Here is a 13,944-nt window from a genome sequence, read left to right on the forward strand (position 1 = left end):
CTCCGCCTCGCCCGGAGCCGGTCGGTGTGCCCCGGAGGAACCGCCGGGATACGTACATCCGGCTGGTGCGGCACCCGTACGGGTGGAGTGAATGTGCAGTGTGCCCCTTATCGGTCGATATTGGCCGGTAAGGGATCAGCGTCACGGCGCTGTCGGCACAGCGCATTCTTGAGGAGGCACTCCATGCGTGGAGCCACGCACGCCAGATGGGCCGCATGCGCGGCGGCGGTAGCCCTCGCGGCGACCGCCTGCGGAGGCGGAGGGAGTGACAGCGGCGGCGGTGGTGGCTCCGGTGGCACCGTCAGCGCCTCCTGGGGAGACCCGCAGAACCCGCTGGAACCGGCCAACACCAACGAGGTGCAGGGCGGCAAGGTCCTCGACATGATCTTCCGCGGGCTGAAGCGGTACAACGCCGAGACCGGCGCCGCCGAGGACATGCTCGCGCAGAAGATCGACACCACGGACTCGCAGAACTTCACGATCACGATCAACGGCGGCTGGAAGTTCAGCAACGGAGAGGCTGTCACCGCCCAGTCGTTCGTCGACGCCTGGAACTACGGCGCGAGCCTGAAGAACAACCAGAAGAACGCGTACTTCTTCGGGTACATCGAGGGCTACGACAAGGTGCACCCCGACACGGGCAGCCAGAGTGCCGACACCCTCTCCGGCCTCAAGGTGACCGGCACGAACACCTTCACGGTCAAGCTGAACCAGAAGTTCTCGACCTTCCCCGACACCCTCGGCTACTCGGCCTACTCACCGCTGCCCAAGGCGTTCTTCGACGACCACGCGGCCTGGGTGAAGAAGCCGGTCGGCAACGGCCCGTACACGATCAACTCGTACACCAAGGGCTCGCAGATGTCCCTGGCGAAGTGGAACGACTACCCGGGTGACGACAAGGCCAAGAACGGTGGCGTGACCCTCAAGGTCTACACCGACAACAACACGGCCTACAACGACCTCCTGGCCGGCAACCTCGACCTCGTCGACGACGTGCCCGCGGCCCAGCTCAAGAACGCCAAGACCGACCTGGACGGCCGCTACATCAACACCCCGGCCGGCATCATCCAGACCCTCGCCTTCCCGTTCTACGACCCGAAGTGGAACACCAGCGGAGCTCTGAAGGTCCGCCAGGGCCTGTCCATGGCGATCAACCGCCAGCAGATCACCGACACGATCTTCCAGAAGACGCGGACGCCCGCCAGCGACTGGACCTCACCGGTGCTCGGCAAGGAGGGCGGCTTCCAGGAAGGCCTGTGCGGAGACTCCTGCGACTACAACCCGTCCGAGGCCAAGAAGCTGGTCGAGGAGGGCGGCGGCCTGCCCGGCGGCCAGGTCAAGATCTCGTACAACGCGGACACCGGCTCCCACAAGGAGTGGGTCGACGCCGTCTGCAACTCCATCAACAACGCGCTCGGCAACGACACGGCCTGCGTCGGCAACCCGATCGGCACCTTCGCCGACTTCCGCAACCAGATCGGGCAGCACAAGATGCCCGGTCCGTTCCGGGCCGGCTGGCAGATGGACTACCCGCTGATCCAGAACTTCCTCCAGCCGCTGTACTACACGAACGCCTCCTCCAACGACGGCCAGTGGACCAACAAGGACTTCGACAACCTCGTCAACCAGGCGAACGCCGAGACCGACACGAGCAAGGCCATCAAGCTCTTCCAGCAGGCCGAAGAGGTCGTACGGGACAACATGGCCGCCATCCCGCTCTGGTACCAGAACGGCAGCGCCGGCTACTCGGACAAGGTCTCGAACGTGGCGCTCAACCAGTTCAGCGTCCCCGTCTACAACGAGATCACCGTCAACTGAGCCGCCCGGGGCGGGCCCGTCACACCGGCCCCCCCTCTATCTCCGGAGCACTCATGGGACGGTACGTCATCCGGCGCCTGTTGCAGATGATCCCGGTCTTCATCGGCGCCACCATGCTCATCTTCCTGATGGTGAACGTGATGGGCGACCCCATCGCGGGCCTCTGCGGCGACCGTCAGTGCGACCCCGCCACGGCCGCCCAGCTGCGTACGGAGTTCGGCCTCGACAAACCCCTGTGGCAGCAGTACCTGACCTACCTCGGCAACATCTTCACCGGTGACTTCGGCACCGCGTTCAACGGACAGCCCGTCACCGAACTGATGGCGTCCGCCTTCCCGGTCACCATCCGGCTGACGATCGTCGCGATCTTCTTCGAGATCGTCATCGGCATCACGCTCGGCGTCATCACCGGTCTGCGCCGCGGCCGGCCCGTCGACACCGGCGTCCTGCTGCTCACCCTCGTCGTCATCTCCGTGCCCACCTTCGTCACCGGTCTGCTGGCCCAGCTGCTGCTCGGCGTCAAATGGGGCTGGATCAAACCGTCGGTCTCCGCGGAGGCCACCTTCGGCGAACTGATCGTGCCGGGCCTGGTGCTGGCCTCGGTGTCCCTCGCCTACGTGACCCGGCTGACCCGTACCTCCATCGCGGAGAACAAGCGGTCCGACTACGTCCGTACGGCCGTCGCCAAGGGCCTGCCGCGGCGCCGGGTGACCCTCCGGCACCTGCTGCGCAACTCGCTGATCCCCGTGGTCACCTTCATCGGCACGGACATCGGCGCGCTGATGGGCGGCGCGATCGTCACCGAGCGGATCTTCAACATCCACGGTGTCGGCTACCAGCTCTACCAGGGGATCGTGCGGCAGAGCACCCAGACCGTCGTCGGCTTCGTGACCGTCCTCGTTCTCGTCTTCCTGGTCGCCAACCTCCTCGTCGACCTCCTGTACGCCGTACTCGACCCGAGGATCCGCTATGCCTGAGCAGCCGCCGTACGAGGAAGAGCCACACCACGGGCCCGAAGGACCGCCGCGGGAGGACCTCGCCATGGCACCGACCGGCTTCGGCGGCACGATGGACCTCGGGACGAGCGAGGCGGAGACCCTGGAGAAGACGCCGGGCGGACCGGAGGGCACGGGCCCGAAGGAGAAGCCGCGCTCCCTGTGGTCCGACGCCTGGCGGGACCTGCGCCGCAACCCCGTCTTCATCGTCTCCGGACTCGTCATCGTCTTCCTGGTCGTCATCTCGATCTGGCCCGGTCTGATCACCTCCCAGAGCCCGCTCCAGTGCGACCTCTCCAAGGCGCAGGAGGGCTCGCAGCCCGGACACCCCTTCGGCTACGACGGCCAGGGCTGCGACGTCTACACACGGACCGTCTACGGGACCCGGATCTCGATCAGCGTCGGTGTGCTCGCCACGGTCGGGGTCGCGCTGCTCGGCTCGCTGCTCGGCGGGCTCGCCGGGTTCTACGGCGGGGCGGGCGACTCGGTCCTGTCCCGGATCACCGACATCTTCTTCGCGATCCCCGTCGTGCTCGGCGGTCTGGTCCTGCTCTCCGTGGTGACCAGCAACACGATCTGGCCGGTCGTCGGGTTCATGGTGCTGCTCGGCTGGCCGCAGATCTCCCGCATCGCGCGCGGCTCCGTCATCACCACCAAGGAGAACGACTACGTCCAGGCGGCCCGCGCGCTCGGCGCCTCCAACTCCCGGCTGATGCTGCGGCACATCGCCCCGAACGCGGTCGCGCCGGTGATCGTGGTGGCGACCATCGCGCTCGGTACGTACATCTCGCTGGAGGCGACGCTGTCGTACCTGGGTGTCGGCCTGAAGCCCCCGAGGGTCAGCTGGGGCATCGACATCTCCTCGGCCTCCGCGTACATCCGGCAGGCCCCGCACATGCTGCTGTGGCCGGCCGGCGCGCTCGCGATCACCGTGCTCGCGTTCATCATGCTCGGCGACGCGGTGCGCGACGCCCTCGACCCGAAGCTGAGGTGAGTGCCGTGCTGCTCGAAGTGCGTGACCTGCACGTGGAGTTCAGGACCAGGGACGGTGTCGCCAAGGCCGTCAACGGGGTCGACTACAGCGTCGACGAGGGCGAGACGCTCGCCGTGCTCGGCGAGTCCGGCTCCGGCAAGTCGGTGACGGCCCAGGCCCTGATGGGCATCCTCGACATGCCGCCGGGGAAGATCACCGGCGGCGAGATCCTCTTCCGGGGCCAGGACCTGCTGAAGTTCAAGGAGGAGGAGCGGCGCAAGGTACGGGGCGCCGAGATGGCGATGATCTTCCAGGACGCGCTGTCGTCCCTGAACCCCGTGATCAGCGTGGGTGACCAGCTCGGCGAGATGTTCATCGTGCACCGCGGGATGAAGCGGAAGGAAGCCCGCGCCAAGGCGATCGAGCTGATGGAGCGCGTACGCATCCCGGCCGCCGCCGAGCGCGTGCGCGACTATCCGCACCAGTTCTCCGGCGGTATGCGCCAGCGCATCATGATCGCCATGGCGCTGGCCCTGGAGTCCGCCCTGATCATCGCCGACGAACCGACCACCGCGCTCGACGTCACCGTGCAGGCCCAGGTCATGGATCTGCTCGCCGAGCTCCAGCGCGAGCTCCACATGGGGCTCATCCTCATCACCCACGACCTCGGCGTGGTCGCCGACGTGGCGGACAAGATCGCCGTGATGTACGCGGGCCGGATCGTCGAGCGAGCCCCGGTGCACGACATCTACAAGGCGCCCGCCCACCCCTATACGAAGGGGCTGCTGGAGTCGATCCCCCGGCTCGACCAGAAGGGCGAGGAGCTGTACGCCATCAAGGGACTGCCGCCCAACCTGATGCACATCCCGCCGGGCTGCGCCTTCAACCCGCGCTGCCCCATGGCCCAGGACATCTGCCGCACCGAGGTGCCGCCGCTCTTCGAGGTCGACGCGGACCGCGGGAGCGCCTGCTTCTTCTGGAGGGAGTGCCTCGATGGCACAGACAGCCGCTGAGCCCCTGCTGGAGGTGAGCGGGCTGGTCAAGCACTTCCCCCTCACCCAGGGCATCCTGTTCAGGAAGCAGATCGGCGCGGTCAAGGCCGTCGACGGCGTCGACTTCAGCCTCGGCCACGGCGAGACCCTGGGCATCGTCGGCGAGTCCGGCTGCGGCAAGTCCACGGTGGCCAAGATGCTGGTCAACCTGGAGAAGCCGACCGACGGGACGATCAAGTACAAGGGCGAGGACATCACCAAGCTGTCCGGGCGCGCCCTGAAGGCCGTGCGCCGCAACATCCAGATGGTCTTCCAGGACCCGTACACGTCGCTCAACCCCCGTATGACGGTGGGCGACATCATCGGCGAGCCGTACGACATCCACCCCGAGGTCGCGCCGAAGGGCGACCGGCGGCGCCGGGTCCAGGACCTGCTGGACGTGGTCGGGCTCAACCCCGAGTACATCAACCGCTATCCGCACCAGTTCTCCGGCGGCCAGCGCCAGCGCATCGGCATCGCGCGGGGCCTGGCGCTCCGGCCCGAGATCATCGTCGCCGACGAGCCGGTCTCCGCGCTCGACGTCTCGGTCCAGGCACAGGTGATCAACCTGCTGGACCGGCTCCAGGCCGAGTTCGATCTCAGTTACGTCTTCATCGCGCACGACCTGTCGATCGTGCGGCACATCTCCGACCGGGTCGGCGTGATGTACCTCGGGCGGATCGTGGAGACCGGCAAGGACGTCGAGATCTACGACCATCCGACCCACCCCTACACCCAGGCGCTGCTGTCCGCGGTGCCGGTGCCGGACCCGGAGGCCCGGGAGCACCGGGAGCGGATCATCCTTCACGGGGACGTGCCCTCGCCCGCGAATGTGCCGTCCGGCTGCCGGTTCCGCACCCGTTGCTGGAAGGCGCAGGAGCGCTGCACGCTGGAGGTGCCGCTGCTCGCGGTACCGGCCGAGTTCCGGCTCGTGGACGGTCCGACCGCCCATGAATCGGCCTGTCACTTCGCCGAGGAGAAGCACGTCGTCCCGACGGAGGAGCCGCCCGACGCGGTCGTATAGCGTCACAAACCTGGGCGAACTTCGTTAACACGCAGGCAACTTGGTGGTAGCGGTACCGATATACGGACGCGACAAGGTGAACATCGTACGGCCGTGCGGGTGCCGTGAACGAGCCGGGGCGCGCCATGCGCCCCGGCTCGTTGCTGCCCTGTGCGCCTGACCCGGCGCCGCTCTCGCGGAGGTGGTCCGGGCTCCGTCGTGGTGATCCCGTTGATGGTCGCGGTGCTCTGGGGGAGTGCTGTCGCTCAGCCCAGTGCCAGGGCGCGCCTGAGGAAGTCGACCTGGAGCAGGAGCAGGTTCTCGGCGACCGTCTCCTGCGGGGTCATGTGGGTCACCCCGGACAGGGGCAGCACCTCGTGCGGCCGGCCGGCCGCGAGCAGCGCCGACGACAGCCTCAGGGCGTGGGCCACCACCACGTTGTCGTCCGCCAGGCCGTGCACGATCATCAGCGGCCGGTGCGGCCCGACGGGCGCCGAGAGCCCCTCGTCGGTGATCAGCGAACTCCTCGCGTACGTCGCCGGGCTCGTCGCCGGATCGCCGAGGTACCGCTCCGTGTAGTGGGTGTCGTACAGCCGCCAGTCCGCGACGGGCGCGCCCGCGATGCCCGCGTGGAAGACGTCGGGGCGGCGCAGCACGGCGAGTCCCGCGAGCCAGCCGCCGTACGACCAGCCGCGGATCGCGACCCGGGACAGGTCGAGCGGGAACCGGTCCGCGAGGCCGTGCAGCGCCTCGACCTGGTCGTCGAGGGAGAGCGTGAGGTCGTCGCGGATCGCCTTCTCCCAGGCGGGGGAGCGCCCCGGGGTGCCGCGGCCGTCGGCGACGACCACGGCGAAGCCCTGGTCGGCGAACCACTGCGAGGTGAGGTGCGCGTTGTGCGCCGCCAGCACCCGGGGGCCGTGCGGACCCCCGTAGGGGTCCAGGAGGACCGGCAGGGGAGTGTCGCCGTCGTAGTCGGTAGGCATAAGAACGGCGCATGGGATTTTCTGTGCGCCCCCCTGGGTGAGTGTCACGCGCGGGGACAGACCGGGATGTTCGGCGTACGAGGGGATGACCGCCAACGGCTTTCCCTCGCGCAGCACCTGCACCTTGGCGCCCGGCTGGTCGAGCACCGACGACACGAGCACGGTCACGCCCCCGGCGCGAACCGCCGAGTGCACGCCGGGCTCTTGCGAGACGCGATCCAAGCCGAGTTCGTTCACCCGGTACACATGCACTTCGCCGATTTCCGGCGAACTCGCGGCCTCGCCCGCCGAGGCCGCGACCAGCACGTCGTCGGCCGAGACGTCGAGCACCGCCCGGACGTGCAACTGGGCCCCGGTCAGGGGGCGTTCACCGAACGCGAGGACCCGCGCACCCCCCTCGTCGGCGATCCGCACGAGCTGCCCGCCAGGGCTCCAGCACGGCACTCCAGGGAAAAGATCAAGCCAAGTTGGATCTTCATCGGCGTGCACCATCCGGGTCGCCCCGGAGTCCGGGTCCACGGCCAGGAACAACTGACCGCGCTGGTCCCGCGCCTGCACCAGAAGCAGTGGCGCACCCGCCGCTGACCAGTGCACATGCGCCAGGTACGGGTACCGCGCCCGGTCCCAGGAGACCTCCGTGCGCACGCCGTCGAGCCCGAACACGAAGAGCCGCACCTCCGCGTTGGCGCTGCCCGCCACCGGGTACGCGACCCGCTGCGGATCGGCTTCCGGCTGCGCCGGATCCGAGATCCACCAGCGCCGCACCGGCGTGTCGTCGACCCGCGCGACGAGCAGCCGGTCCCCGTCCGGCGACCACCAGAAACCGCGCGAACGACCCATCTCCTCGGCCGCGATGAACTCGGCCAGTCCATAGGAAACCGTCCCCGGGCCCGTGGTGGACTCCGGTTCCGCGAGCGCCCTGTCGCCCTCGCCCTCGGCCCCGACGACCCGCAGCGCGCCCCCGGAGACGTACGCCACGAGCCTTCCGTCCGGGGAGGGGCGCGGGTCGATCACCGGTCCGGGGACCGGGAGTTCACGTGTCGTGCCGGCCGGCAGCTCCGCCGTGAACAGCCGCCCTGACAAGGTGAAACACGCCAACTCCGCGGCGGTGTCAGTGGCATATCCGACGATGCCCGCGCCGCCCTCCCGGCTGCGCTCGCGACGCGCCCGCTCCTCCGCGGAGAGACGCTCACCGGAGCCGCCGAGCAGCGTCGCGGGGTCGGCCGCGACCCGCTCCCGGCCCTCCGCCACATCGAGGACCCACAGTTGATTGGCCCGCTCCGTACCGGCGGGGGACCGCAGGAACACCACGCGTGAACCGTCCGGCGCCACGGTGAACGCGCGCGGCGCGCCGGACCTGAACCCCTGGGTGCGGGCGTACCGGCGCGGGAAGGAGGGAGGCTCGTTCGTCATCCCCCGACCATATTGGCCATGCGCCCCCTTGTGCGGCCGTGCGCCGAGAGATGCGCGCGTACGGATAGTTATGATCACTAGCGCTGTGTGGGTAAGAACCTGCTGGCTGCTGTATGGATTTCCCGACCCCATGTCCGACCCCGTACCGGACCCCAAGTCCCTGGGACCTTTGGAGGTGAGCCGCCGTGGCACTCTCGATTTCGGCGGTGGTGCTGCTGGCGATCATCGTCTTTCTCCTGATCAAGAAGTCAGGACTGAAAGGCGGGCACGCGGTCGTATGCATGCTGCTCGGCTTCTATCTCGCGTCCTCGACGGTCGCGCCCACGATCAGCGAACTGACCACGAACATCGCGGGGATGATCGGGAGCATCAAGTTCTGATCCACGCCGGCGTGTGAGGAACGCGGGCTCCGGGGCATCGTCACCCGGAGCCCGCGTCTTCTCGCCTCCCGGCCCCGCCCCCGGCGTCCGGCCCCCGGACCCACGGGAGTCGAGGCGAACGGCGGCCGGGGCGTGGGCCGCGCGGCCGCCTTCTGCCGCTACGTCGGGTTCCGCGGCCTCATCGCGGCAGAGACTCCCGCGACTGCGACGGTTCCCGTCCGATCGGCACGGCCTGTCCCGTGACCCGGACCCGGGGGGACCGCGGGTCCACGTCGATCAGCAGGTCGCTGGGGCGGCCCATGTCCTCTCCCTGGCGGAGCGTGATCCCGGCGGGTCCGGTGACGAGCCCCAGCGTGCGGAGGTAGCCGCCGAAGGCCGCGGACGCCGCCCCGGTCGCCGGGTCCTCCACCACGCCGCCGACCGGGAACGGGTCGCGGGCGTGGAAGCGGTTCGGCGACTCGCGCCACACCAGGTGGACGGTCGTCCACCCGTGGCGCCGCATGACCTCGGCGAGGCCCTCGAAGTCGTAGGCCAGGTCGGCCAGTCGTGCCCGGGAGGCGGCGGCCAGCACCAGGTGCTCGTTGCCGCCGAACGCCACGTGCGGCGGCAACGCCGGGTCCAGGTCGCCGGGAGCCCAGGCCAGGGCCTTCAGCGCCGTGTCCAGCTCGGTGTCCGTCGCGGGACGGGAACGGGTCGGGACGCTCGTGAGCGTGGCCAGGACGGCGCCCTCGGCGTCCACCCGGGTGGCCACCGGGATCTCGCCCGCGAGGGTGTCGAGGACGATCTCACCGGGGCCCAGGCGTTCGGCGAGGACGACCGCGAGGGCGACGGTCGCGTGCCCGCAGAAGGCCACCTCGGCGAGCGGGCTGAAGTAGCGCACCCGGAACCGGCGCGACGCCTCGTCGTGCCGGACGACGAAGGCGGTCTCTGAGTAGCCGACCTCGGCGGCGATCGCGAGCATCGTCGCGTCGTCGAGCCCGGAGGCGTCGATCACGACCCCGGCCGGGTTGCCTCCCGCCGGATCGTGGGTGAAGGCGGAGTACCGCAGGATCTCGGGAGACGGCTCGGGCTGGTTCAGGGGGTTCTCCCCGTCCGGATCGATGGTCATGACCCCACGCTGCCACCCGGCCGCCCGTCGGGTCCACGACAAATGCCGGCGGGGCTCCCGGTGGCTGGCGCGACCCGCCGGACCGGCCCGCGGGCCAGTCCGTCCGGGACGATTCCGCCACCCCCGTTTCCCGCTCCGCCGCCGTCCTCCGGGATACGCCCGCCGGGGGCGCCCACCGCCGGCCACGGGAGGGTCCGCCCGGTCGGGCGCCCGTGTGCGCGACACCGACACCGAAACCCGCGCCGATGCCGACGCGACCCGATGCCGGTACCCGCGCCGATGCCGACGCGACCCGAGACCGGGGGGCACCCGGCCGCGCGGCCGCCTCGTAGGCTGGCCCCATGACGGAACTGCCCGACCGGCGCCTGCTCCTGGTGCACGCGCACCCGGACGACGAGTCGATCAACAACGGCGCGACCATGGCCCGGTACGCGGCCGAGGGCGCCCAGGTGACGCTGGTGACCTGCACCCTCGGTGAGGAGGGCGAGGTCATTCCGCCCGAACTCGCCCATCTCGCCCCCGATCGCGACGGCGGACTCGGTCCGTACCGGACCGGCGAGCTGAGCGCCGCCATGAAGGAACTGGGCGTCACCGACCACCGCTTCCTGGGCGGGCCCGGGAGGTTCCGCGACTCCGGGATGATGGGGGTCGAGCAGAACCACCGGCCCGGCGCGTTCTGGGCCGCGGAGGTCGACGACGCCGCCGACTGCCTCGTGGAAGTGATCCGAGAGGTGCGCCCCCAGGTGCTCGTCACCTATGACCCCGACGGGGGCTACGGGCACCCGGACCACATCCAGGCCCACCGCGTGGCCATGCGCGCCGCCGAACTGGCCGCGGAGGCCGGTCACCGCCCCGACCTCGGCGACGCGTGGCGGATCACCAAGACCTACTGGAACAGGGTGCCGCGTCCGACCGTCGAAGACGCGTTCGCCCGCCTGCGCGAAGCCCTTCCCGACCTGCCGTTCGAGCGGTCCGCCGCCGTCGGCGACGTCCCGGGCGTGGTCGACGAGGCGGTGATCACCACGGAGATCGACGGCACCGTGTACGCGGCCGCCAAGGCCGCGGCGATGCGGGCGCACGCCACCCAGATCACTGTGGACGGACCCTGGTTCGTCCTCTCGAACGAGCTGGCGCAGCCGCTCCTCGCCACCGAGTACTACGAGCTGGTGAACGCCCGCCGTCCCGAGACCCGGGAGACGGACCTCTTCGAGGGGATCGGCCGATGAGGGACACACGGACCACAGGCACGACCCGACGAGGGACGGATCCGCGATGAGTACGAACGGACAGCGCGTCGGCACGAGCGCGCTCGCCCAGCCGCTGACCCGGCCCTCGGGCGGGCGGGTCGCCGCCTACCTGGGGCTCTTCCTGCTCGGCGCCGTGGTCGGGGTCGCCGGGGCCCTGGTGCAGCCCGGCTGGTTCCCGGGCGGGCTGCTGCTCGCGCTGGCGGGCGCCGCCGGACTCTTCCTCGGCGGCGCGAGAGCGACCGAGTCCCGGGCCGGGGCCGTCGCCCCCGCGGCCGGCTGGATGGTCGCCGTCGTCCTGCTCACCGCCAGCCGCCCGGAAGGGGACTTCCTCTTCGGCGCGGGCGTCGTCTCGTACCTTTTCCTGCTCGGAGGCATGGCGGTGGCTGTGATGTGCGCCACGCTCGGCCAGGGGCGGCAATCAGGTGCCACGAGTGCCCGACTTGCCAAGTGACGTACCACTTCGCCGCATCGGTCACGTGCGGGTCCCGTGTGAGATTCCTGGGCTGCCGAGGTTTGCGGGCCGGACATGGCCAGTATGGTGGTGCGCGCCGCCGAGCTGCCCGAGATGAGGTCGAGTAAACGGGCGGCGGAGCCAACCGGGAGAACCTGCCTTGAGTCGTGAAACTGACAGTTCGTCCTCCGGGCCCAACGGGCGCGGTGGAGCCGCGTACCCGTCGGGGACGCCGCCGTACGGGACCCCCACTGCCTCCGAGGGCGGCGCCGACACGGGCCGTTCGGCCACCGGCAAGCCGCCGGAGGAGCGCAGGACCGAGACCACTCTGACGACACGGATCCGGATCAACATCCCCGGATCGCGGCCCATCCCGCCCGTGGTCGTCCGTACGCCCGTGGCCGACGCCGACGCGTCCTCCGGGGGCGGCGACGGCGCGAACACCGGCGCACAGGCACCGCGCGGCGCGAGTTCGCCCGCGGGCGCCTCCGCGTCGACGGCCACCACCGCGGCTCCGTCCGTACCGGCGCAGGCACCCGCGCCCGTGGAGCCGCCAGAGGCGGCCGAGGACAAGACCAGCGACTGGTTCGCGCCACGCAAGTCGGGCGCGCCCAAGGGCGGTCCGGCGGGCGGCTCGACCAATGGGGCGGGTCTGCCGGGCGGTTCGCCGGCCCAGGCTCCCCCGGGTGCGGCGAACACCGCGGGTTCCGCGGGGACGCAGGGCGCGGGTCGGCCGGCCCCGTCCAACGGTGCAGGTCCGCTGGGCATCACCGGCGGTGTCCGGCCCGGCGGCGGCACGAACGGTGCCGGGCTGCCCGGCGCCACCGGTGCCGGACCCGTGGCCCCCGGCCACGGCGGCGGCACGGGTTCCTTCGACGTCTCCGGGGCGCTGCGCGACACCGGCTCCTTCCCGGCCATAGGTTCGTCCGCCGGGAACGGCGGGAACGGCGGGAACGGCGCGAACCCCGCGAACGGCAGGAGCAACGGGAACGGCGAACCGCGCCGCGACAACCTGCCGTACTTCTCCGAGAGCGGCCAGGGTGCTCCGAGCGCTCAAGGCGGTCAGGGCACTCAGGGCGGCCAGCGGGGTCAGGGCGGCCAGGGCGGTCAGCGCCGCCGGGGCGGCCCGGCCGGGCCGACCGGCGGTCCCGTCACCGGTGACGGCCCGTTGAGGCCTCCGGCCGGACCCGGCGCGGGTCCCGGCAGCCTGGCCGCGTCGCCGGAATCGGACTTCAGCAGCCCGAGCACGGACGCGGGATACGTCGGCAACGGCTCACGCGGCGGGCTGAGCGGCGGTCTCAGCGACGACACCGCGATCCTCACCCCGCAGAAGCCGGCACCCGACCCGGGCCCCGGTGGCTACGGCGCTCCCGTGGAGAACGTCTCCGGACACACCCTGACCAGCGGCATCCCCGTCGTCGCGCCCGGCCAGAACTCCCCGTTCGGGCCGGGGGCGCCGGGCGGCGGACCGCGGTCGCACACCCCGCCGAAACTGCCCGCCCCGGTCCAGCCGGCGCCCGCCTCGTCGAAGCCCGCGAAGAAGAAGGGCCGCAGCAAGCCGGCGCTCCTCGGCGGCCTCGTCGTGGTCCTGGTCGGCTGCCTCTACGGCGCGGGCCTGCTCATGAACCGCTCGGACGTGCCCAAGGGCACCACCGTGCTCGGCGTCGACATCGGCGGCGGCACCCGCGACGACGCCGCCAAGGCGCTCGTCGCCGCCTTCGGCGCCCGGACGAACAAGCCCCTCACGCTGTCCGTCGACGGCGACACCGTCCAGCTCAAGCCCGACCAGGCCGGACTCCAGCTGGACAGCCAGGCGACCGTCCGCGCGGCCGCCGGAAGCGACTACAACCCGCTCTCGGTGATCGGTTCGCTGTTCGGCCAGGAGCGCGTGGTCGAGCCCGTCATGCCGGTCGACGTCGAGAAGCTCCAGGCCGCGCTGGAGCGCGCGGCGAGCGGCTCCGGCTCGGCGACCGAGGGCACGATCAAGTTCCAGGCCGGCAAGGCCGTCGCCGTGTACGGCAAGGCGGGCGAGGGCATCGACGTCGCGGCCTCGACGCAGGCCGTCCAGGACGCCTACCGCGCCCAGGTGGAGACGAACGCGACGACGCCGGTGAAGGTCGCCACCAAGACCCGCCAGCCGACGGTCACCAAGGCCGAGGTGGACCGGAAGATGTCGACGTTCGCGTCGGTCGCCATGTCGGCGAACATCACCATCCGCACGGACGCCGACCACTTCATCCCGTTCAGCCCGGAGAAGTCCATCTGGAAGTTCCTGAGCGTCCGGCCGATCCAGGGCAAGCTCGTCGAGCACTACGACCTCAAGGTGCTCCAGGGGCTGTACGGCCACGCCTTCGACGGTGTGACGATCACCAAGGGCGACGGCAGCAAGAAGCCCGTGAGCCCGCAGGACGTCGCCTCCGCCATAGGAAAGGCGCTCGTGGGGAAGACGACCGCGGAACGCGACGTCACCATCCCCACCAACCCCAACTAGCGCGCGCAGTCGGCGCGTCGAGGGCACCCGGCCGGGTTCGAAACCGGCCGG

Annotated in this window: 11 protein-coding genes; 9 read left to right on the forward strand and 2 right to left on the reverse strand. The window is 70.7% G+C overall.

Features of this window, described 5'->3' with window-relative positions; genetic code table 11:
• The first annotated feature begins 183 nt into the window (after window positions 1-183).
• From ACFYW7_RS22380 to ACFYW7_RS22400, 5 genes are read left to right on the forward strand one after another with little or no spacing between them, the layout of a single operon-like run.
• Window positions 184-1,818, forward strand: a complete 1,635-nt coding sequence (locus tag ACFYW7_RS22380) for an ABC transporter substrate-binding protein (protein WP_389504980.1) — start codon at window positions 184-186, stop codon at window positions 1,816-1,818.
• A gap of 53 nt (window positions 1,819-1,871) precedes the next feature.
• Complete coding sequence (locus tag ACFYW7_RS22385; RefSeq protein WP_389504982.1) at window positions 1,872-2,795, forward strand: ABC transporter permease; 924 nt, start codon at window positions 1,872-1,874, stop codon at window positions 2,793-2,795.
• Window positions 2,788-3,807, forward strand: a complete 1,020-nt coding sequence (locus tag ACFYW7_RS22390) for an ABC transporter permease (protein ID WP_389504984.1) — start codon at window positions 2,788-2,790, stop codon at window positions 3,805-3,807. Before ACFYW7_RS22385 ends, ACFYW7_RS22390 begins: the two co-directional genes overlap by 8 nt.
• Window positions 3,808-3,812: 5 nt before the next feature.
• Entirely contained in the window at window positions 3,813-4,799 is a 987-nt protein-coding gene (locus tag ACFYW7_RS22395) for an ABC transporter ATP-binding protein (protein ID WP_389504987.1), read from the forward strand.
• Complete coding sequence (locus tag ACFYW7_RS22400) at window positions 4,780-5,841, forward strand: ABC transporter ATP-binding protein (RefSeq protein ID WP_389504989.1); 1,062 nt, start codon at window positions 4,780-4,782, stop codon at window positions 5,839-5,841. The genes ACFYW7_RS22395 and ACFYW7_RS22400 overlap by 20 nt, the downstream gene beginning before the upstream one ends.
• Window positions 5,842-6,086: 245 nt before the next feature.
• On the opposite strand, the gene ACFYW7_RS22405 is transcribed toward ACFYW7_RS22400, so the two are convergent.
• The gene (locus tag ACFYW7_RS22405; protein ID WP_389504991.1) at window positions 6,087-8,216 is read right to left on the reverse strand and encodes a prolyl oligopeptidase family serine peptidase; all 2,130 of its coding nucleotides are present in this window, start codon (window positions 8,214-8,216) and stop codon (window positions 6,087-6,089) included.
• Between the two features lie 185 nt (window positions 8,217-8,401).
• On the opposite strand from ACFYW7_RS22405, the gene ACFYW7_RS22410 reads away from it, so the two are divergent.
• Window positions 8,402-8,596, forward strand: coding sequence for a hypothetical protein (locus tag ACFYW7_RS22410; protein ID WP_150947166.1), 195 nt, complete (start codon window positions 8,402-8,404; stop codon window positions 8,594-8,596).
• A gap of 178 nt (window positions 8,597-8,774) precedes the next feature.
• Here the strand turns inward: ACFYW7_RS22410 and ACFYW7_RS22415 are convergent, their stop codons facing one another.
• On the reverse strand, window positions 8,775-9,704 hold the full coding sequence (locus ACFYW7_RS22415; RefSeq protein WP_389504994.1) for a PhzF family phenazine biosynthesis protein: 930 nt from the start codon (window positions 9,702-9,704) through the stop codon (window positions 8,775-8,777).
• A gap of 341 nt (window positions 9,705-10,045) precedes the next feature.
• Here ACFYW7_RS22415 and mshB point away from each other — a divergent pair, with 341 nt between their 5' ends.
• The 3 genes from mshB to ACFYW7_RS22430 all read left to right on the forward strand — a co-directional run bounded on the left by mshB (window position 10,046) and on the right by ACFYW7_RS22430 (window position 13,893).
• Entirely contained in the window at window positions 10,046-10,930 is an 885-nt protein-coding gene (mshB, locus tag ACFYW7_RS22420; protein ID WP_389504996.1) for an N-acetyl-1-D-myo-inositol-2-amino-2-deoxy-alpha-D-glucopyranoside deacetylase, read from the forward strand.
• Window positions 10,931-10,976: 46 nt separating this feature from the next.
• Entirely contained in the window at window positions 10,977-11,402 is a 426-nt protein-coding gene (locus ACFYW7_RS22425) for a DUF6113 family protein (protein ID WP_389504998.1), read from the forward strand.
• Window positions 11,403-11,562: 160 nt separating this feature from the next.
• A complete protein-coding gene (locus ACFYW7_RS22430; protein WP_389505000.1) occupies window positions 11,563-13,893 on the forward strand; it encodes a hypothetical protein in 2,331 nt (776 codons plus the stop codon).
• Window positions 13,894-13,944 lie beyond the last annotated feature (51 nt).

The organism is Streptomyces sp. NPDC002580 (assembly GCF_042889485.1).
Lineage (GTDB): Bacteria > Actinomycetota > Actinomycetes > Streptomycetales > Streptomycetaceae > Streptomyces.